Source organism: Pseudomonas sp. MMS21 TM103 (genome assembly GCF_022132145.1).
GTDB lineage: Bacteria > Pseudomonadota > Gammaproteobacteria > Pseudomonadales > Pseudomonadaceae > Aquipseudomonas.
In genome coordinates, this window is record NZ_JAJISP010000001.1 from 130,076 (window position 1) to 149,758 (window position 19,683).

A 19,683-nucleotide genomic window follows, 5' to 3' on the forward strand; every position below is an offset into this window, starting at 1 on the left:
AACGCCTGCAAGCCAGCGCGGCGCAGCAGTTGGCCTTAAAACAGCAGTCGGGGCACACCGACGCCTGACCCGGCAACTGACAACGCCGCCCGCCAGGTACAGGTTCAGCCGCACAGCTGGTGCAGATCCAAGGAGGATCCGCGCAGGCCAATCATTTAAGATCAAAGGGTTCGATTCGCCGGAAGAAAACCATGAAGCACCCAATTGCATGCTTGGCCCACCTGTCGCTGTTCTGCCTGCTGCACCTGGGCAGCGGCTCCAGCATGGCCGCCAGCGTGGTCATGGCCTTCGGCGAAAATATTCCGCCCTTCAGCTTCCCGGAGAGCGACAGCGGTATCGAACTGGACGTCATAGGCGAGGCGCTGGCCTTGCGCGGGCACACACTCGAACCCCGCTACTTTCCGCTGGCCCGGGTGCCCCTGGCATTTCGCCGTGGCGAGGTGGATGCGGCCATGACCGACCTGGGCCAGGATCTCAGCGATGCCGCCGCGCTCTACGGCAATCCCGCGGTGATTTACCACAACGTGTTCGTCAGCCTGAAGGGCCGCCACCTCGAGATCAAAACGCCTGAAGATCTCAAGGGCCTCAGCGTAGTGGCCTTTCAGGGCGCCGCCCAGCGCTACCCCGAATGGCTCGCCGCCAGCCAGAACGATGGCCTGTATTTCGAGCAGAACAACCAGCAGTTGCAGGTCCTGGGCCTGAACAAGGGGCGCTACGACCTGGTACTCAGTGACAAGAGCATTTTTCGCTACTTCGAGCTGTATCTGGAACGCACCAGCCTGTTCAAGGCCAAGAACACCGAGATGCATCAGTTCATCGAGGAAGATCCGCAGAATTATCGGCCGGTATTCCACGACCCGCAGATCCGTGACGACTTCAATGCCGGCCTCGAAGAGCTCAAGGCCAGTGGCCGCTACCAGGCCATCTATGACCACTACCTGACCCAGTAGCAGTCATTCGCTCACAGCAGGTTGAACGCATCGGCGTCCCGATACGCCGGGAAACGCTCACGGTAGGCCGCCAGCTCGGCGGCCTTGAGACTCAGCCGAAACACGCCATCGGCGTCGACCGCATCGAGCAGGGTCTCACCCTGAAAATCCAGCACCTGGCTATCGCCACTGTAGGCATGGCCCTTGCCGTCCTGACCAATGCGATTCACCGCAGCCACATAACAGAGGTTTTCGATCGCCCGCGCCGGCAGCAAACGGTTCCAGTGCTGGCGCCGCGCCGCTGGCCAGTTGGCGGTATACAGCAGCAGGTCGGTGGTGTGCGGGTCGCGGCTCCAGACCGGGAAGCGCAGGTCATAGCAGATCAGCGGACGAATCTGCCAGCCCTTGAGTTCGAACAGCACCTGCTCCTCACCGGCGGCGTAATGCTTGTGTTCGCCGGCCATGCGGAACAGGTGGCGCTTGTCGTAGTGCGCCAGCGAGCCGTCTGGACGCGCCCAGAGCAGACGGTTGCGGTAAGTGCCATCGGCCGCCTGGATGATCAAGCTGCCGCAGATCACCGCCTGCAGCCGCGCGGCCTGCTCCAGCAACCACTGGCAGGTTGGGCCATTCTCAGGCTCGGCCAGGGCCGCGGAGTCCATGGAAAAACCGGTGCTGAACATCTCCGGCAGCACGATCAGGTCGGCGCCCCGGGCCTGTTCCAGCAAGGCCTGAAAATGCGTGCGATTGGCTGCGGGGTCTTGCCAGGCCAGTTCGGTCTGGATCAGCGCCAGCCCAAGGTCGGGCAATGGGTTTATATCGCGCATAGTTTCTCCGCGGCCTGGCGCAGGGTCTCCTCGCGCTTGGCGAAGCAGAAGCGCAGCAGGCGCAAGCCCTGCGGCGGATGCTGGTAGAACACCGAAACCGGAATGGCCGCCACGCCATGCTCGCGGGTCAACCACTCGGCCATCGCCAGATCATCCAGGTCATCGCGAATCGTCGAATAATCGGCCAGCTGAAAATAAGTGCCGGCGGCGCGACTGAAGCTGAAGCGCGAGTCACCCAGCAGGTCGCAGAACAGGTCGCGCTTGGCTTGGTAGAACGCCGGCAGCTCCTCGACATGCTCGGGATATTCGGCCATGAAGTCGGCCAGCGCCCACTGCAGCGGGGTGACGCCACAGAAGCTGACGTACTGGTGCACCTTGCGCAGCTCGGCGCTCAAGGCCGGCGGCGCCACCACATAGCCGGTCTTCCAGCCAGTGACGTGATAGGTCTTACCGAACGAGCTGACCACCAAGGCGCGCTGGTACAGCTCTTCATGGGCCAGCACGCTGGCATGCCCGACCCCGTCGAATACCAGGTGCTCATAGACCTCGTCACTGACCAGGTAGATATCGCGCTCACGGATCAGCGTTGCCAACTGATCCAGCTCGGCCCGCGAGAGCAATGCGCCACTGGGGTTGTGCGGACTGTTGAGGATGATCAGGCGGGTCTTGTCGCTCAGCGCATCGGTCAAGGCCTGCCAATCGATGGCAAAGCCGGGCAAGGCCAGCGGCACATGCACGCAGCGCCCTCCGGCCAGTTCAACCGAGGGTTCGTAGCTGTCGTAGCAGGGATCGAAAACAATCACTTCTTCACCAGGATGAACCAGCGCCTGGATCGCACAGAAGATCGCCTGGGTCGCCCCCGGTGTAATGGTGACTTCAGTATCGGCATCGACTGTGCGGCCATAGCTGCGCGCGATCTTCGCCGCCACCTGGTCGCGCAGCGCCGGCAACCCGGTCATGGGCGCGTACTGGTTATGCCCGGCGGCTATGTGCCGGCCGACCGCCTCGCGCAAGGCCTGCGGGCCATCGAAGTCAGGAAAGCCCTGGGACAGGTTGAGCGCGCCGGTGGCCACGGCAAGCTGCGACATGCGGGTGAAGATGGTGGTGCCGACATTTGGCAGTTTGCTGATGATCATGGGACTCCAAGCCGGCCTTGAACCAGGCTCGCGGTGCTCAGCCTACGCAGCCCGACCCACGCGGCAAAGCGGCAGGTCAGAATGCTATCGATGCGGCAGGATAGCCCAACCTCGAGAAATGAAAAAGGCACCCGCAGGTGCCTTTATAGAGCGGCTGGGTATCAGCTCAACGCTTATCCTTGCGCTTCTTATCGGCCTTCTTGTGGTGGCTCATCATGCGGCGCTTCTTGTTCACCTGCCGGTCGGTGAGGGTGTTCTTGTTACCCTCGTAAGGGTTTTCGCCACCCTTGAACTCGATGCGGATCGGCGTGCCGACCAGCTTGAGTACACGCCGGTAGGTGTTTTCCAGGTAGCGTACATAAGACTTGGGTACCGCATCGACCTGGTTGCCGTGGATCACGATCAGCGGCGGGTTGGCCCCCCCGAGGTGAGCATAGCGCAGCTTGATCCGGCGGTTCCTGACCATTGGCGGCGCATGATCGCCGACCGCATCTTCGAGAATCTGGGTCAGGCGGTTGGTCGGCCAGCGAGTAATCGCCGACTTGAACGAGTCCTGCACCGACTTGTACAGATGACCAACACCGGTGCCATGCAAGGCCGAGATGAAGTGAATATCGGCGAAGTCGACGAAGAACAACCGACGCTGCAACTCGACCTTGACGTAGTCGCGCTCGCTGGGATCCATGCCGTCCCATTTGTTCAGGGCGATAACCAGGGCACGCCCGCTTTCCAGGACGAAGCCGAGCAGGTTGAGGTCGTGATCGACCACCCCTTCGCGGGCATCCATGACGAACACCACCACGTTGGAGTCCTGGATCGCTTGCAGGGTCTTGACCACCGAGAACTTTTCCACCGCCTCGAAGATCTTGCCGCGGCGACGCACGCCGGCAGTGTCGATCAGGGTGTACTTCTCGCCATCGCGCTCGAACGGGATGTAGATGCTGTCGCGGGTGGTGCCGGCCTGGTCATAGACGATGACCCGATCTTCACCGAGCATGCGGTTGACTAGGGTCGACTTGCCTACGTTGGGGCGGCCGATGATCGCCAGCTTGATACCGTCCTTCTCGCTCGGGCCTGGGATGCGCTTGGCTTCCTGACCTTCGAGGACAATTTCCTCTTCCTCACCCTCCGGCAGCTCGGTTGCATCCTTGGGGAAAGACCCCAGTACGGCTTCGAGCATCTGGGTGATGCCACGTCCATGGGCGCCGGCAATCGCCAGGGACTCGCCCATAGCCATGGAGGCGAACTCGGCACGTGCCATGTCCGGGTCGATGTTGTCGACCTTGTTGATCACCAGGAAGCTACGCTTGTTGCGCTTGCGCAGGTGCTCGCCAATCATCTGATCCGCCGCCGACAATCCGGCGCGGGCGTCCACCATAAACAATACGGCATCGGCCTCTTCAATAGCCTGCAGCGACTGCTCGGCCATCTTCGCGTCGATACCTTCTTCATCACCGGAAATACCACCGGTGTCGATGACGATATAGGTTCGCCCCTGCCACTTGGCCTCGCCGTATTGGCGATCACGGGTCAGACCGGACAGGTCGCCGACAATCGCGTCGCGGCTTTTGGTCAAGCGGTTGAATAGGGTGGACTTGCCGACGTTAGGGCGGCCCACCAGGGCAATTACGGGAACCATTAGGCTCTCCACTTCGTTATTTCAAAAAATACAAAAGCCGCTGCATGGGCAGCGGCCAGAATTTACAGGGCGAAACGGCCAACCGTACGGCATTGCCGTGCAGCATAGCCAAGCCCGTTAGCAGTGGCTCACTTGACGGTCAGTGCGACCAGTTTGCCACCATTGCCGAACGCATACAGCCAGGCCCCGACCACCAGTGGACGAGCACGCAAGCCATCGCTGTCAATGCGCGTACGCCCGACAAAACGCCCATCCACCTGGCTGATCAGGTGAAGGTAACCTTCCAGATCGCCAAAGGCTATATAGCTGGAAAACACTTCCGGCGCCGACAACTGGCGACGCGACAGCGCATCGTTGCTCCATAGCGCCGAGGAGGAACGCTCGTCGATGCCCTCGACCGTGCCATTGGCCAGGCTGACATAGACGTTGCCGAAACCCTGGGCTACGCCAACTGAACTGGAGGCTTCACGCTGCCACAGCACCCGCCCGCTTTCCAAATCCAGCGCAGCCACACGACCTTGGTAGCTGACGACATACAGCTTGCCACCCGAAAGCAGCAGGCCTCCGTCGATATCCACCACGCGCTCAAGCTCGGAGCGCCCTTGCGGAATCGCTACTCGCTGCTCCCAAACCGGAATACCGCGCTGGGCATCGAGGGCAATCACCTTGCCGCTGGACAGGCCGGCAATTGCCAGGCGGTTGGTCAGCACTGGGCTACCGGTGCCGCGCAGGGTCAGAACTGCCGGGGTGTTTTCAAAGATCCAGCGCTGGCTGCCGGTGTCAGCATCCAGGGCGACCAGACTATCATCCTGAGTCTGCACCAGCACGATGTCGCCATTGACCGCCGGAGCCGCGAGCACCTCACTGGCCACTTGCGCGCGCCACTTTTCCTCACCGGAGCTGGCATCGAGGGCAATGATCTCACCCTTGAGCGTGCCAACCACCACCAGGCCGTAACCGGCGCCCACGGCACCCGAAACCGGCAGATCCAGGTCCTGTTTCCAGATCACCTTGCCCGTCATGCGGTCGAGCGCCATGACCAGGCCTTCGACATCGGCCGCATAAATGCTGTCACCCTCGACAGCGGGCACCAGCATGTTGAAGGTTTTGCCCTGGCCTTGACCGATCGAACGGCTCCACTCCTTCTGCAGCACGACTTCCTCTTCGAAGTCGGGCAGATCGGCAGGCGGCAATTCCTTTTTACTGTTGCTGCTGCAACCTACGGCCAAAACGGCCAGGGCCAGCAGTGCGGCATTTTTCCAACGCATCACGTCACGCATCCCCTTTGGCCAAATCGTCGAGCTTCAATTGCAAGCCACCAACAGCGGCATCTTCGGCCAGCGCCGCCTTGGCTTTTACATAGGCGGCATAGGCATCATCGCTGCGGCCCAATTTCACCAACAGGTCGCCTTTAAGTTCTTCTCGGCTGGCGAGGTAGGCTTGATCGGCATCACCCTCGAGCAGCGTGAGTGCCTCATCGACTTTGTCCTGCGCAGCCAGAACCCGGGCCAGACGCTGCCGGGCCAGTTCAGCCAGCGTGTCGTCTACCGGCTTGTCGACAATCGCTTGCAACTCGGCCGCAGCATCATCCAGCTGGCCTGCTTCGACTGCGACCTTGGCCACGAACAGACTGCCGTACTGGGCATAGTGACTGCCGGAAAAATCGCTCTTGAGCTTGTTGGCCAACTCAGCGACCTTGCCCGGATCAGGCTGGCCACTCGGGGTCAACGCGGTCTCGAGCAATTGCTGATAGAGCATCGAGGCGCCATGAGCCTGGCTTGTCTGGTATTTCTGCCAGCCCTGCCAGCCAAACACCACCACCAGCGCCAATGCGCTGCCAGTGAGCAATGGCTTGCCGTTGCGCTGCCACCAATCCTTGATTACCGCCAGTTCTTCATCATCGGTACGCGAAACCACCCCAGATACTCCTATTCGCTAAATCGCTTAACAGCCTGTCAGGCCTGCAAGACGCAGGTCGCCAAATGGTCGGCCAGTGCCGGCCAGGCGATACTTTGTTGTTCGCCCTGGCCCCGTAGCGGCTTGCAACCTACCACTTGCTGGGCCAGTTCGTCTTCACCCATGACCAAGGCGTAAAGCGCGCCGCTCTTGTCGGCCTTCTTCAGTTGACTCTTGAAACTGCCTGCGCCGGCATTGACCTGCAAACGCAGAGCCGGCAGTTGATCACGCAGGCGCTCGGCCAGGGCCAGGGCTGCCAGTTCTGCCGGTTCACCCAGAGCACACAGGTAGACATCGACCTGCCGGGCGATTTCTGCCGGTACCTTGTCCAGGGTTTCAATCAGCAGCACCAGACGCTCGATGCCCATGGCAAAACCCACACCCGGGGTCGGTTTGCCACCCATCTGCTCGACCAGGCCATCGTAACGACCGCCGGCGCAGACAGTGCCCTGGGCACCGAGCTGATCGGTCACCCACTCGAACACGGTCTTGCTGTAGTAATCCAGGCCACGCACCAGCTTGGGATTGATCACATAGGGAACGCCAGCCGCATCCAGGCGCGCCTTCAGGCCGTCGAAATGCACCCGCGATTCGTCATCCAGGTAATCGGCCAGCTTCGGTGCGTCGGCCAGCAGCGCCTGGGTGTCCGGGTTCTTGCTGTCGAGCACACGCAGCGGATTACTGGTCATGCGCCGGCGACTGTCTTCATCCAGTTGCTCGGCGCGGGCCGTGAGGTACTCAACCAGGGCCTCGCGATAGACCGCGCGCGCCGCGCTGGTGCCCAGACTGTTCAACTCCAGGGTGACCGCATCGCGAATGCCGAGCAGGCCCCATAGACGCCAGGTCAGGATGATCAACTCGGCGTCGATATCCGGGCCGTCGATGTTGAAGACTTCGACACCGATCTGGTGGAATTGGCGATAGCGCCCCTTCTGCGGACGCTCGTGACGGAACATTGGTCCGATGTACCAGAGTTTCTGGGTCTGTCCGCCACCGGCCAGGCCGTGTTCCAGCACGGCCCGCACGCAGGCGGCCGTGCCTTCTGGACGCAGAGTCAGGGAGTCACCGTTGCGATCCTCGAAGGTGTACATCTCCTTTTCGACGATGTCGGTCACTTCGCCGATCGAGCGCTTGAACAGCTCGGTGAACTCGACGATCGGCATACGGATCTGCCGATAGCCATAGCCATCCAGCAGGCGCGCCACGCTGTCTTCGAAGTAACGCCAAAGCGGGGTCTGCTCGGGCAGGATATCGTTCATGCCACGAATGGCTTGCAGGGACTTGCTCAATTCATTTCCTTAACAGGGTTAGCTGCGCACGATGACCGCGGCGTCAGCAGCGACCTTCTCGGCCGCCTTCTGGCGTATCAGCTTTTCCAGCTCATCCACCAGGTTGTCGTTGTTCAGCTTTTGCGCTGGTTTGCCATCGATATAGATCAGGTTGCTCGGTGAGCCGCCAGTGAGGCCGATGTCCGCTTCCTTGGCTTCGCCCGGGCCGTTGACCACACAGCCGATCACCGCGACATCCAGTGGCACCAGCAGGTCTTCCAGGCGACCTTCAAGGTCATTCATGGTCTTCACCACATCGAAATTCTGCCGCGAGCAGCTCGGGCAAGCGATGAAGTTGATCCCTCGAGACCGCAGGCGCAGCGACTTGAGAATATCGAAGCCAACCTTGATCTCTTCCACCGGGTCCGCGGCCAGGGAGATGCGGATGGTATCGCCAATGCCCTCGGCCAGCAGCATACCCAACCCCACCGCCGACTTCACAGTGCCCGAGCGCAGACCACCGGCCTCGGTGATGCCCAGGTGCAAGGGTTGTTCGATCTGCTTGGACAGCAGCCGATAGGCCTCAACCGCCATGAACACATCGGAGGCTTTGACGCTGACCTTGAAGTCGGGGAAATTCAAACGGTCCAGATGCTCTACATGGCGTAGCGCCGACTCGACCAGTGCTTCCGGGGTCGGCTCGCCGTATTTCTTCTGCAGATCTTTTTCCAGCGAACCGGCGTTGACCCCGATGCGAATCGAGATCCCGCGATCGCGGGCCGCCTCGACCACCGCCTTGACCCGATCTGCACGGCCGATATTGCCCGGGTTGATGCGCAGGCAATCGACGCCCAGTTCGGCCACCCGCAGGGCGATCTGATAATCGAAGTGGATATCCGCCACCAGCGGCAGGCTGACCTGCTGCTTGATTCGGCCAAAGGCTTCGGCGGCGTCCATGTCCGGCACCGAGATACGCACGATATCCGCACCGGCGTCCTGCAGACGTCGGACTTGGGCCACTGTTGCAGCCACATCGTTGGTATCGGTATTGGTCATGCTCTGCACAGCGATGGGCGCATCGCCCCCCACCGGCACCGAGCCAACCCAAATCTTGCGCGTCAGACGACGCTTGATCGGCGATTCGCAATGCATCTTACTGACCACCCAACTTGATACGTGCGGTTTCACCCGAGATATAGGGCGCCACATCGACTGCCTGACCGTTGTAGCTCACCTGCGCACCACGGGCAAAGCCCAGGCGCAACTCCAGCGGCGCCTTGCCGGCCAGCTGCAAACTATCGCCTTTACGCTTGAGCGCACTGAACAGCACCTTGCCACTGGCGTCGGTCAATTGTGTCCAGCAGTCAGCGACATAGCTGACACTTACCGTGCCCTCGCCGGCAGCAACGACCAGCGACTCAGTAGTGTTGGCCGGTGCGGGACTGTCGGCAGCTGCAGGTTCGACCTGTAGCTCTTCGCCAGCCGGCTCAGCCACTGCCTGCTCGACGGCACCGTCCAATTCCGACGCCGCGGTTTCTTCGGCGATGACAGGCGTCAGGTTCAGCTCAGTCTCTCCCTGAGCCGCCAGCACGGCCTGATCCTCCGGCTCATCCAGAGGATGCAGCTGGGTCATGCCATCGGCACCGTCTACTTCAACCTGCTCGATACTGGTGACAGGCGACTCACCGGTATGCCGCGCGGCCTGCTCTTGCCACCAGTAAAAGCCGACGCCAGTCAGCGCCACCAGCAAGGCAAAACTGACGAATCGCAGGATGCTTTGCGAGTAACGTGCGGGCTCCTCGATATGGCCCAGGCTGTGTACATCACTGCCCACGGCATCACTGCCTGTGAACTGATCGAACTCCAGGACCAGACGACTCTGATCCATGCCCAGGAGTTTTGCATAAGCGCGAACATAGCCTCGGGCAAAGGTATTGCCCGGCAATTTATCAAAAGCGCCCGCTTCGATCTGACTCAGGCGCAGCGGCGTGAGATTCAGTTGGGCGGCCACTTCATCTACGGCCCAGCCCTTGCTCTCGCGCGCTTCGCGCAGTGACTCACCGGGATTGACGCGCTGGGTTGCTACAACTTCAGGATGCGCCACTTTCATCTGTGCTCCGACCGATATTGCTGATATTCCGGCGTACCGGGATAAAGACGTTTCAATTGCAGACCCAGGCTAGCTGCCGTATCGCGATCCTCGAAGATGGTCGCCAGACTCGCGCCGAGCAACAGGCTACGCGCATTCTGCTCGGCCAGCAGGCTGTAGCTATCGTAATAGCCGCGCGCCGGCACATATTGCTTGTCCTCGTAGAGCATGACCGCCATTTCGAGCAGTGCCCGGGGCTGGCGACTGTTCAGGCGTAGCGAGCGCTCGAAATAGGTTTTCGCCTGTTCGCGCTGATTGAGCTTCATGGCAGTCAGGCCAAGGTTCTCGAACACCCGTGAACGCTCGGGGTAAAGGGTATCGCGCGAAGCTTGCTGATAATGCTCGAGCGCCTCTTGATAGCGCTCCTGTTCGAACAGGAAACCACCGTAGTTATTCAACAGCCGGGCATCGTCGCGGCGTTGCGATAACGCGGTGCGATAATGTTCATCGGCCAGCTTGTATTCCATTTCGTGCTGAAATACCAACGCCAGAGCCGCATGCGCGTCCGCGCTGGAAGGGTCGAGGTCAAGTGCCTTTTTCAACGGCACCTTGGCCCGCTCACTTGCGCCTTGCTGCAGATAGCCGAGCCCCAGCTGAATGTAGGCATCACGTGCACCATCACGCCCCTTTTCGGTTCTCATCGGGTCGACGTCACCAGTCGACACACAGCCTGCCAACAGGCTGGCGATTAACAAGAACAGCGCTGGGCGCAGGGTCATGGGTATCCTCTCTTCAAGTTCGATTGGCGGCGGAACTCGGCGTCTCGGCCTCGCTACTCAACTCACGCACGGCAATGTAGCGTTCGCTACGACGAGTACGATCCATGACCTGGCCAACCAGCTGGCCGCAGGCAGCATCGATGTCTTCGCCGCGCGTGGTACGCACGGTGACATTGTGCCCGGCTTTGTGCAGCAGATCCTGGAAACGGCGAATGGCATTGTTGCTCGGCCGCTCGTAACCCGAGAAGGGGAAGGGATTAAACGGAATCAGGTTGATCTTGCAAGGTACATTTTGCAGAAGTGCGATCATCTGCTCAGCATGCTCGGGCTTATCGTTGACATCCTTGAGCAGGGTGTACTCGATGGTCAGTACACGTTTCTCGCCGAGGCGCGAGACATAACGCTGACACGCCGCCAGCAGCATCTCCAGCGGATACTTCTTGTTGATCGGCACCAACTGGTTGCGCAACTCATCGTTCGGCGCATGTAGCGACAATGCCAGGGACACGTCGATGACTTCGCCCAGTTTGTCGATCATCGGCACCACGCCCGAGGTGGACAGGGTCACCTTGCGCTTGGAGATACCATAACCGAGGTCGTCCATCATGATCTTCATGGCGGCGACCACGTTATCGAAGTTCAGCAGCGGCTCACCCATGCCCATCATCACCACATTGGTGATGGCGCGATCGACCCTGGCGGGCACGCTACCGAATGACTTGTTGGCGATCCACACCTGACCGATCACTTCGGCGGCCGTCAGATCGCTATTGAAACCCTGCTTGCCCGTGGAGCAGAAGCTGCAATCCAGAGCGCAGCCCGCCTGCGAGGAAACACACAGGGTGCCGCGCGTACCTTGCGGGATATACACGGTTTCCACACAACTGCCTGACGCCACCCGCACCACCCACTTGCGCGTGCCATCAGTAGAAATATCTTCGCTGACCACTTCCGGGCCACGAATTTCAGCACAGGTCTTGAGTTTTTCACGCAAGACCTTGCTGACGTTGCTCATGACATCGAAATCATCGACGCCAAAGTGGTGAATCCACTTCATCAACTGACCGGCACGGAAACGCTTCTCCCCGATGTCCTCGAAGAATTGTTCCATTTCTGCCTGGGTCAGACCCAGTAGATTGATTTTGCCGGTAGCTTCAGTCATGGCTTCACCCTCGCACGCGTCGCCTTAGCGAATGCGCGCACATACCTCGGTAGCGGAGAAGAAGTAGGCGATTTCACGAGCGGCGGAAGCCTCGGAATCGGAACCGTGTACCGCGTTCTCGTCGATGGATACGGCGAAATCGGCACGAATGGTACCGGCAGCCGCTTCTTTCGGGTTGGTTGCGCCCATCAGCTCACGGTTCTTGGCGATGGCATCTTCACCTTCCAGCACCTGAACGATAACCGGACCAGAAACCATGAAGGCGACCAGATCCTTGAAGAAGCCGCGCTCGCTGTGCTCGGCGTAAAAACCGCCAGCTTCGCGCTCGGACAGCTGGACCATTTTCGAGGCAACGACGCGCAGGCCGGCTTTTTCGAAACGGCTAACGATCTCGCCGATAACATTCTTGGCAACAGCGTCGGGCTTGATGATGGAGAAAGTACGTTGAACAGCCATGTGTAACTCCAGAAACGGTGGGTAATACGAAAAATTAAACCCGCGAATTATACGCGGGTTTGGGGGGAAAACATAAGAGCAGCGCCAAGCGACGCACCAGTAGGGCCAAGCAGGCGTCGACAGCTCGGGGAATCGCCAACTCGATAGAGGCTTGCCGCCTATGGCTTACAACCGGGTCAAGCCGCCTCTTCGATCCAGGCGGCCTGAATGGCTTCAAGCACTTTCTCGCCGCCACGCTGCGGATCGTCGGAAAAATCCGGCAACGCCAGCACCCAGCGATGCAGGTCGACGAAATTGACGAAACGCGGATCGATGTCAGGCTTGCTTTCCGCCAACTGGATCGCGATTTCCAGCACATCGGACCATTTGAGGCTCATGACCTGCTCCTTTGCCGAATATTCAATGTCCTTCGGACACTTGATTGATGGTGTACCTGGGAATCTCGACCACCAGGTCCTGCTTATCCACCACAGCCTGACAAGACAGCCGCGAATTAGGCTCCAACCCCCAGGCCTTGTCCAGCATATCGTCTTCGAGCTCGTCGGATGGATCCAGGGAGGCAAACCCCTCGCGAATCACCACATGACACGTCGTGCAGGCACAGGATTTCTCACAGGCATGCTCGATGTCGATACCGTTGCGCAGTGCGACGTTGAGCACGGTTTCGCCCGGCTGCGCTTCGAGCACAGCCCCTTCAGGGCAGTGGTCGGCGTTGGGCAGAAAAATCACCTGCGGCATACTTACTCCTCGATTTCATTAAGACTACGGCCAGCCAATGCGGCCTTGACCGTGGCATCCAGGCGGCGAGCGGCAAAGGCATCGGTCAACTGGGTCAAACGCTTGGTCTGCTGCTCGATGGCCAGGCCATCGTTACCCGCCATCAGCTCGCGCAACTGCTGCATTTGCGCATCGATAGCCAGGCGCTCATCGGCGTCCAGCAAACGTTCGCCATCGGCTTGCAAGGCAGCCTCTACCGCCTCGAGCAGACGCTGAGCATCCACCTGCAGCTCACGCAAGACACGGGCAACCTTGTCGTCACCGGCATTCTTGAACGAGTCCTGCAGCATTCGCGCGATTTCGCCATCGGTAAGCCCGTAAGACGGCTTGACCTGGATGCTCGCCTCCACACCCGACGCCAGCTCGCGGGCTGCTACGCCGAGCAAGCCATCGGCATCGACCTGGAAGGTCACACGGATCTTCGCCGCACCGGCGACCATGGGCGGAATACCGCGCAACTCGAAACGCGCCAGGGAACGGCAATCGCTGATCAGCTCGCGCTCACCTTGCAGCACATGAATCATCATGGCCTTCTGGCCATCTTTATAGGTGGTGAAGTCCTGGGCACGCGCCACCGGAATAGTGGTGTTGCGCGGAATCACCTTCTCCATCAGCCCACCCATGGTTTCCAGGCCGAGCGACAGCGGAATCACATCGAGCAGCAACAGCTCGTCACCCTCCGCACGCTTGTTCCCCGCCAGGGCATCGGCCTGGATCGCGGCACCTATGGCCACCACCTGATCCGGATCGATGTCGGTCAGGGGCTCGCGGGCAAACATCTCGGCAACCGCCTGGCGCACGCGCGGCACGCGGGTCGAACCACCGACCATGACCACGGCCTCGACCTCTTCCAGCTCGATGCCGGCATCGCGCACGGCACGCCGACAGGCCTTGAGGCTGCGCGCCAGCATCGGCTCGATCAACGCTTCGAACTGCTCACGACTCAACTGCCCCTGCCAGGCCCCATGACTAAGCTGGGCCGCAGCACAACTGGTCAGGGTTTCCTTGGCCACGCAGGCGGCCTGCAGCAGACTGCGCTGCTCGCCCGGATCGAGATCGGCAGACAGACCGGCCTGCTCGATTATCCAGCCTGCAATTGCATGATCGAAGTCATCACCACCCAAGGCACTGTCACCACCGGTGGCCATGACCTCGAAAACCCCGCCAGTCAGACGCAAAATGGAGATATCGAAGGTGCCGCCGCCCAGGTCATAAATCGCCACCACGCCCTCGGCATGCTGGTCCAGACCATAGGCCACGGCTGCGGCGGTCGGCTCATTGAGCAGGCGCAGCACATTCAAGCCAGCCAGACGCGCCGCATCCTTGGTGGCCTGGCGCTGGGAGTCATCGAAGTAGGCCGGCACCGTGATTACCGCACCGACCAGTTCGCCACCCAGGGCGGCCTCAGCACGCAGGCGCAACACCTTGAGGATATCGGCAGACACTTCGACCGGGCTTTTCGGCCCCTGCACCGTATCGATGAAGGGCATGTGCGACTCGCCTTCGACAAAGCGGTAGGGCAACTGCTCGCCCAACTGTTTGACGTCGGCCAGACCGCGCCCCATCAGGCGCTTGACTGACAGCACGGTATTCAGTGGGTCAGCCGACGCGGCCAGCCTGGCGGCCTCGCCGACCTCGACATGGTCGGCGTGATAGCGCACCGCAGAGGGCAGAATGACCTGCCCTGCAGCATCGGCGATCGGCTCGGACAGGCCGCTGCGCAGGGCAGCGACCAGCGAATTAGTGGTTCCCAGATCAATCCCCACCGCCAACCGACGCTGGTGGGGCTGGGGGCTCTGTCCGGGCTCAGCGATCTGCAGTAAGGCCATGAGTAATAAATGCTTATCTGTATATCAGGCGTGCCACGTGGGCTGCGCGAGGGTTAATCGTCGAGGCGCTCTTCCAGCTGGCGCACCTCGTGAGAAAGCTTGTCGAGAAACTGCATGCGGCGCATCAGGCGCTCGGCCTCCGCGCGACGCAACGAATCATCCCAACAAACGGCAAAGCTTTCATGCAACTCATCCTGAGCAATCTTCAGGCGGCACTTGAACGTCGCCACACCCGCCAAGTCAGCGCTGTCCTGCAGGTCTTCCAACTCTTCACGCCAATGCATCTGCTGCAGCAGGAAGTCCGGGTCTTGCACCGTGACCTCCAGCGGCAATTCCGGCCCACCCAAGGCCAACAGGTAGCGCGCGCGCTTGGGGGCACTTTTCAGCGTGCTATATGCCTCATTGAGGCTGGCCGAATGCTCCAGCGCCAGGCGCTGCTCACGATCAGGTGCATCGGCAAAACGATCCGGATGGACATTGCGCGCCAGCTCGCGATAACGCACGGCCAACTGCTCAAGATCCAGACGAAAGCTTGGCTGCAGATCAAACAGGGCGAAATGACAAGGACTACCCACAAATGCCTCAGATATTGAAGCTTTCGCCGCAGCCACACTCGCCGCGCACGTTAGGATTGTTGAATTTGAAACCTTCGTTCAAACCTTCCTTGACGAAGTCCAGTTCGGTGCCGTCGAGGTACACCAGGCTCTTGGGATCGATGATCACCTTGACCCCGTGAGTCTCGAACACCTGGTCTTCGCTGGCAGCCTCGTCGACGAACTCCAGCACATAAGCCAGGCCCGAACAGCCCGTAGTGCGCACGGCCAGACGGATCCCGTCGCCCTTACCGCGCCCTTCAAGCGAACGCCGCACATGCTGGGCGGCAGCTTCGGTCATGCTGATAGCCATCGACAACCTCCTTAGAGCAAACCTTTCTTCTGCTTGTAATCACGCACGGCCGCCTTGATGGCGTCCTCGGCGAGTACCGAGCAGTGAATTTTAACCGGCGGCAACGCCAACTCTTCGGCGAGGTGGGTGTTCTTGATGGTTTCCGCCTCATCCAGGGTCTTGCCCTTCATCCACTCGGTGGCGAGGGAGCTGGAGGCAATCGCGGAACCGCAGCCATAGGTCTTGAACTTGGCGTCTTCAATCACGCCCTGCTCGTTGACCTTGATCTGCAAACGCATCACGTCGCCGCACGCCGGGGCGCCGACCATGCCGGTACCGACATCCGGATCTTCCGCGTCCATCTTGCCGACGTTACGCGGGTTTTCGTAGTGATCAATAACCTTTTCACTGTAAGCCATGCTGGTATTCCTCTCTCATCAGGGGCTGCTCAACGGCAGCTTTAGTGTGCAGCCCACTCGACCTTGGACAGATCGACACCCTCTTTGAACATATCCCACAGCGGCGACAGTTCGCGCAGCTTGGTGACCGCCTCACGAACCTTCTGCGCGGCGTAGTCGACTTCTTCGTCAGTGGTGAACCGGCCGAAGGTGAAACGGATCGAACTGTGCGCCAACTCGTCGTTACGGCCCAGGGCGCGCAACACATACGACGGCTCAAGCGAAGCCGAGGTACAGGCCGAACCCGACGATACCGCCAGATCCTTGAGCGCCATGATCAACGACTCGCCTTCGACATAGTTGAAGCTGAGGTTGAGGTTGTGCGGCACACGCGAGGTCATGCTGCCGTTCACGTACAACTCTTCCAGGCCATTGACCTGCTCGAAGAAACGATCACGCAACGCCTGGATGCGCAGGTTTTCCTGGGCCATTTCTTCCTTGGCAATACGGAAGGCTTCGCCCATACCGACGATCTGGTGAGTCGCCAGGGTACCGGAGCGCATACCGCGCTCATGACCACCGCCATGGGTCTGGGCTTCCAGACGCACACGTGGCTTGCGCCGGACGTAGAGCGCACCAACACCCTTGGGCCCGTAGGTCTTGTGTGCCGAGAAGGACATCAGGTCGACCTTGAGCTTGTCCAGATCGATGGCTACCTTGCCGGTGGACTGCGCCGCATCGACGTGAAAGAACACGCCGTGCGAACGGGTCACTTCACCGATGCCCGCGATATCGTTGATGGTGCCGATTTCGTTATTCACATGCATGATCGACACCAGAATGGTGTCCTCGCGCAGCGCCGCCTCGACCATCGCCGGAGTAATCAGCCCGTCTTCACCCGGCTCGATATAGGTCACTTCGAAGCCTTCGCGCTCCAACTGGCGAGTGGTGTCCAGCACCGCCTTGTGCTCGATCTTCGAGGTGACGATGTGCTTGCCCTTGCCACTGTAGAAGTGCGCAATGCCCTTGATAGCTAGGTTGTTCGACTCGGTGGCACCGGAGGTCCAGACGATCTCGCGCGGATCGGCATTGACCAGTTCGGCGACCTGACGGCGACCATTCTCAACAGCCTCCTCGGCCTTCCAGCCAAACACATGGGAGCGCGATGCCGGATTGCCGAAGTTGCCATCAACCAGCAAACACTCACTCATCTTTTGCGCCACACGCGGATCGACCGGGGTGGTGGCGGAATAATCGAGGTAAATCGGCAATTTCATTGATCTTCTCCTAATCAGGTTTCTGGCCACGCGGGCCGGCACCCTACGTTCAATCGACGGTGGATGCTGCAATCTTGTCTAAGTGCGGCATCCTGCCATTAGTGCGCCGCTGGTCCTGACACTGCGCGATTTCCTGCACTTCGCGGCGCGTCACCAGATCAGCCAAACTGATGCCACTGAGGAACTCATGAATCTGCTGACTCAGGTCGCACCATAAATGATGGGTCAAGCAGGTATCGCCGCCATGGCAATCGCCCTGCCCTTGACAGCGCGTGGCATCGACCGACTCGTTGACCGCATCGATTACTTCGGCTACCTGGATACCCTGCATGTCGCGCGACAACTGATAACCGCCACCGGGACCACGCACGCTGGAAACCAGATTACTCCGGCGCAGCTTGGCGAACAGCTGCTCGAGGTATGACAGGGAGATACCCTGACGCTCGGAGATATCGGCCAGGGACACCGGCCCATGCTGCGCATGTAGCGCCAGATCGAGCATGGCGGTAACGGCGTATCGGCCTTTGGTGGTTAGTCGCATGAGGGAGTTACCACGGGATCACAATTTGCGGCGAGTATGCAATTCCCGAGTATTTAAGTCAACTATAAGACCAAGTGATTTACTCGGGATTGGCCGCAATCGGAGGGCGCCCAGCATAGCAAAGCGCTCGCCCCGACGCATCACACCGCCGGCTTGTCATCCTGATCCTTGCACACACCAACGAAGTCCTCGTCACGCAGCGCCGGCAACTCTTTGGCGCGGTAGTCACTGCCCAACTCGTTGAGCGCCTTGCACATACCCTCCAGACGCCCGTCAACCGCCTGCAAGTGATCGAGCAACTGACCAATGGCGCGCGCCACTGGATCCGGCATGTCCTGACCGACACCATAGGCATCGAAGCCCAATTTTTCCGCCATGGCCTGACGCTTGGCCGCCTGCTCATCATCCACCTTGACGATGATCCGCCCGGGAATACCGACTGCGGTCGCCCCTGCAGGCACCTCTTTGGTCACCACTGCGTTGGAACCGATCTTGGCCCCCGCGCCTACCGTGAACGGCCCGAGCACCTTGGCCCCAGCACCGACCACCACGCCATCTTCCAGCGTCGGATGGCGCTTGCCCTTGTTCCAGCTGGTGCCACCCAGGGTCACGCCCTGATACAGGGTGACATCATTGCCGATCTCGGCCGTCTCACCGATGACGATACCCATGCCATGGTCAATGAAGAAGCGTCGGCCGATTTTCGCCCCTGGATGAATCTCGATTCCGGTCAACCAACGCCCCAGGTTGGAGACCACCCGCGCCAACCACTTCCAGCCGGACGTCCACAGCGCATGAGCCAGGCGATGCAGCCAGACCGCATGCAGGCCCGGATAGCAGGTGACCACCTCAAGCGCATTACGCGCCGCCGGGTCGCGATGAAATACGCCCTGGATATCTTCCCGCATGCGCTCAAACATCAGTTTTCCCCTGCTTATGGTGCTCACCACGCGCCGCCTTGACGGTTTCCGTCAGAATGCCACGCAAGATATTCATTTCCAGTTTACTGATACAACTACGGCCGTACAGTCGCCGTAAGCGGCTCATCAAATGCCGCGGCTTGGCCGGATCGAGGAAACCGATCTCGACCAACGCGAGCTGCAGATGCGTATAAAAGGACTCCAGCTCGTCCGTCGTCACCGGCTGGGAACTCTGAATCGCCGTGGTCTCCAACTTTAGCGTCTTGGTCGGCTTATTCTGCGCCGCCAGCCAGGCCATGCGCACTTCATAGGCCAGCACCTGCACTGCCGCCGCCAGGTTTAGCGAACTGAAATCCGGATCGGACGGAATGTGCACATGAAAATGACAACGCTGTAGCTCTTCGTTGGTCAGGCCTGCATATTCACGACCGAACACTAGGGCCACTTCGCCACCCTGTAGAGCCTGTTCGCACGCTGCCAGCCCGCACTCGCGCGGATCGAGCAATGGCCACGGAATGCGCCGATCGCGCGCACTGGTACCCAGCACCAGACTGCAACCGACCAGCGCCTCTTCAAGCGTACCGACGACCTGCGCGGCCTCGAGAATATCAGTCGCGCCCGAGGCCCTAGCCACCGCATCGCCACTGGGGAAGTCAATCGGGTCGACCAGCACCAGACGCATCAGACCCATGTTTTTCATGGCGCGCGCAGCACCGCCGATATTGCCGGGATGACTGGTATTGACCAGGACCACTCGAATATTTTGCAGCAACGCAAACGCTCACATGGGCAGACAAGGGCAGCAAAGCTTACAGAAC

The 19,683-nt window shown here is 60.3% G+C and carries 22 protein-coding genes; 1 reads left to right on the forward strand and 21 read right to left on the reverse strand.

The window, feature by feature from the left end; all coding sequences use genetic code 11:
• The first annotated feature begins 191 nt into the window (after nucleotides 1-191).
• Nucleotides 192-950 carry a substrate-binding periplasmic protein gene (locus LJY18_RS00625; protein WP_238039786.1) on the forward strand — a complete coding sequence of 253 codons (759 nt, stop codon included), beginning with the start codon at nucleotides 192-194 and terminating at the stop codon, nucleotides 948-950.
• Between the two features lie 11 nt (nucleotides 951-961).
• Here the strand turns inward: LJY18_RS00625 and LJY18_RS00630 are convergent, their stop codons facing one another.
• The 21 genes from LJY18_RS00630 to trmJ all read right to left on the reverse strand — a co-directional run bounded on the left by LJY18_RS00630 (nucleotide 962) and on the right by trmJ (nucleotide 19,637).
• On the reverse strand, nucleotides 962-1,753 hold the full coding sequence (locus tag LJY18_RS00630; RefSeq protein WP_238039787.1) for an amidohydrolase: 792 nt from the start codon (nucleotides 1,751-1,753) through the stop codon (nucleotides 962-964).
• Nucleotides 1,741-2,889, reverse strand: coding sequence for a pyridoxal phosphate-dependent aminotransferase (locus tag LJY18_RS00635; RefSeq protein WP_238039788.1), 1,149 nt, complete (start codon nucleotides 2,887-2,889; stop codon nucleotides 1,741-1,743). Before LJY18_RS00635 ends, LJY18_RS00630 begins: the two co-directional genes overlap by 13 nt.
• Nucleotides 2,890-3,055: 166 nt before the next feature.
• Nucleotides 3,056-4,528, reverse strand: a complete 1,473-nt coding sequence (gene der / locus LJY18_RS00640; RefSeq protein WP_238039789.1) for a ribosome biogenesis GTPase Der — start codon at nucleotides 4,526-4,528, stop codon at nucleotides 3,056-3,058.
• A gap of 128 nt (nucleotides 4,529-4,656) precedes the next feature.
• Nucleotides 4,657-5,808 carry an outer membrane protein assembly factor BamB gene (gene bamB / locus LJY18_RS00645; protein WP_238039790.1) on the reverse strand — a complete coding sequence of 384 codons (1,152 nt, stop codon included), beginning with the start codon at nucleotides 5,806-5,808 and terminating at the stop codon, nucleotides 4,657-4,659.
• Complete coding sequence (locus LJY18_RS00650) at nucleotides 5,801-6,445, reverse strand: tetratricopeptide repeat protein (protein WP_238039791.1); 645 nt, start codon at nucleotides 6,443-6,445, stop codon at nucleotides 5,801-5,803. The genes bamB and LJY18_RS00650 overlap by 8 nt, the downstream gene beginning before the upstream one ends.
• Before the next feature lie 38 nt (nucleotides 6,446-6,483).
• The gene (hisS, locus tag LJY18_RS00655; protein WP_238039792.1) at nucleotides 6,484-7,773 is read right to left on the reverse strand and encodes a histidine--tRNA ligase; all 1,290 of its coding nucleotides are present in this window, start codon (nucleotides 7,771-7,773) and stop codon (nucleotides 6,484-6,486) included.
• An 18-nt stretch (nucleotides 7,774-7,791) separates the two neighbouring features.
• Nucleotides 7,792-8,904, reverse strand: a complete 1,113-nt coding sequence (gene ispG / locus LJY18_RS00660) for a flavodoxin-dependent (E)-4-hydroxy-3-methylbut-2-enyl-diphosphate synthase (protein WP_238039793.1) — start codon at nucleotides 8,902-8,904, stop codon at nucleotides 7,792-7,794.
• 1 nt (nucleotide 8,905) lies between these two features.
• On the reverse strand, nucleotides 8,906-9,862 hold the full coding sequence (locus tag LJY18_RS00665) for a RodZ domain-containing protein (RefSeq protein ID WP_238039794.1): 957 nt from the start codon (nucleotides 9,860-9,862) through the stop codon (nucleotides 8,906-8,908).
• Nucleotides 9,859-10,620, reverse strand: a complete 762-nt coding sequence (gene pilW, locus LJY18_RS00670; protein WP_238039795.1) for a type IV pilus biogenesis/stability protein PilW — start codon at nucleotides 10,618-10,620, stop codon at nucleotides 9,859-9,861. The genes LJY18_RS00665 and pilW overlap by 4 nt, the downstream gene beginning before the upstream one ends.
• Nucleotides 10,621-10,633: 13 nt before the next feature.
• Nucleotides 10,634-11,782 (reverse strand): 23S rRNA (adenine(2503)-C(2))-methyltransferase RlmN, encoded by a 1,149-nt coding sequence (gene rlmN, locus LJY18_RS00675; RefSeq protein ID WP_238039796.1) that lies wholly within the window; start codon nucleotides 11,780-11,782, stop codon nucleotides 10,634-10,636.
• Between the two features lie 24 nt (nucleotides 11,783-11,806).
• Nucleotides 11,807-12,238: a nucleoside-diphosphate kinase gene (gene ndk / locus LJY18_RS00680; RefSeq protein ID WP_238039797.1), complete on the reverse strand. Its 432-nt coding sequence runs from the start codon at nucleotides 12,236-12,238 to the stop codon at nucleotides 11,807-11,809.
• A 176-nt stretch (nucleotides 12,239-12,414) separates the two neighbouring features.
• Nucleotides 12,415-12,615, reverse strand: a complete 201-nt coding sequence (gene iscX / locus LJY18_RS00685; protein WP_238039798.1) for a Fe-S cluster assembly protein IscX — start codon at nucleotides 12,613-12,615, stop codon at nucleotides 12,415-12,417.
• Nucleotides 12,616-12,637: 22 nt separating this feature from the next.
• On the reverse strand, nucleotides 12,638-12,976 hold the full coding sequence (fdx, locus tag LJY18_RS00690) for an ISC system 2Fe-2S type ferredoxin (RefSeq protein ID WP_238039799.1): 339 nt from the start codon (nucleotides 12,974-12,976) through the stop codon (nucleotides 12,638-12,640).
• Between the two features lie 2 nt (nucleotides 12,977-12,978).
• Nucleotides 12,979-14,844: a Fe-S protein assembly chaperone HscA gene (gene hscA / locus LJY18_RS00695; protein WP_238039800.1), complete on the reverse strand. Its 1,866-nt coding sequence runs from the start codon at nucleotides 14,842-14,844 to the stop codon at nucleotides 12,979-12,981.
• Between the two features lie 53 nt (nucleotides 14,845-14,897).
• On the reverse strand, nucleotides 14,898-15,419 hold the full coding sequence (hscB, locus tag LJY18_RS00700; protein WP_238039801.1) for a co-chaperone HscB: 522 nt from the start codon (nucleotides 15,417-15,419) through the stop codon (nucleotides 14,898-14,900).
• 7 nt (nucleotides 15,420-15,426) lie between these two features.
• A complete protein-coding gene (gene iscA, locus LJY18_RS00705) occupies nucleotides 15,427-15,750 on the reverse strand; it encodes an iron-sulfur cluster assembly protein IscA (RefSeq protein WP_079203000.1) in 324 nt (107 codons plus the stop codon).
• 11 nt (nucleotides 15,751-15,761) lie between these two features.
• A complete protein-coding gene (iscU, locus tag LJY18_RS00710) occupies nucleotides 15,762-16,148 on the reverse strand; it encodes a Fe-S cluster assembly scaffold IscU (RefSeq protein WP_079203001.1) in 387 nt (128 codons plus the stop codon).
• Between the two features lie 41 nt (nucleotides 16,149-16,189).
• The gene (locus LJY18_RS00715; RefSeq protein WP_238039802.1) at nucleotides 16,190-17,404 is read right to left on the reverse strand and encodes an IscS subfamily cysteine desulfurase; all 1,215 of its coding nucleotides are present in this window, start codon (nucleotides 17,402-17,404) and stop codon (nucleotides 16,190-16,192) included.
• Nucleotides 17,405-17,453: 49 nt separating this feature from the next.
• On the reverse strand, nucleotides 17,454-17,945 hold the full coding sequence (gene iscR / locus LJY18_RS00720; RefSeq protein ID WP_238039803.1) for a Fe-S cluster assembly transcriptional regulator IscR: 492 nt from the start codon (nucleotides 17,943-17,945) through the stop codon (nucleotides 17,454-17,456).
• Between the two features lie 140 nt (nucleotides 17,946-18,085).
• Nucleotides 18,086-18,865 (reverse strand): serine O-acetyltransferase, encoded by a 780-nt coding sequence (gene cysE / locus LJY18_RS00725; protein WP_238039804.1) that lies wholly within the window; start codon nucleotides 18,863-18,865, stop codon nucleotides 18,086-18,088.
• Nucleotides 18,858-19,637: a tRNA (cytosine(32)/uridine(32)-2'-O)-methyltransferase TrmJ gene (gene trmJ, locus LJY18_RS00730; RefSeq protein WP_238039805.1), complete on the reverse strand. Its 780-nt coding sequence runs from the start codon at nucleotides 19,635-19,637 to the stop codon at nucleotides 18,858-18,860. The genes cysE and trmJ overlap by 8 nt, the downstream gene beginning before the upstream one ends.
• Between the last annotated feature and the right edge of the window lie 46 nt (nucleotides 19,638-19,683).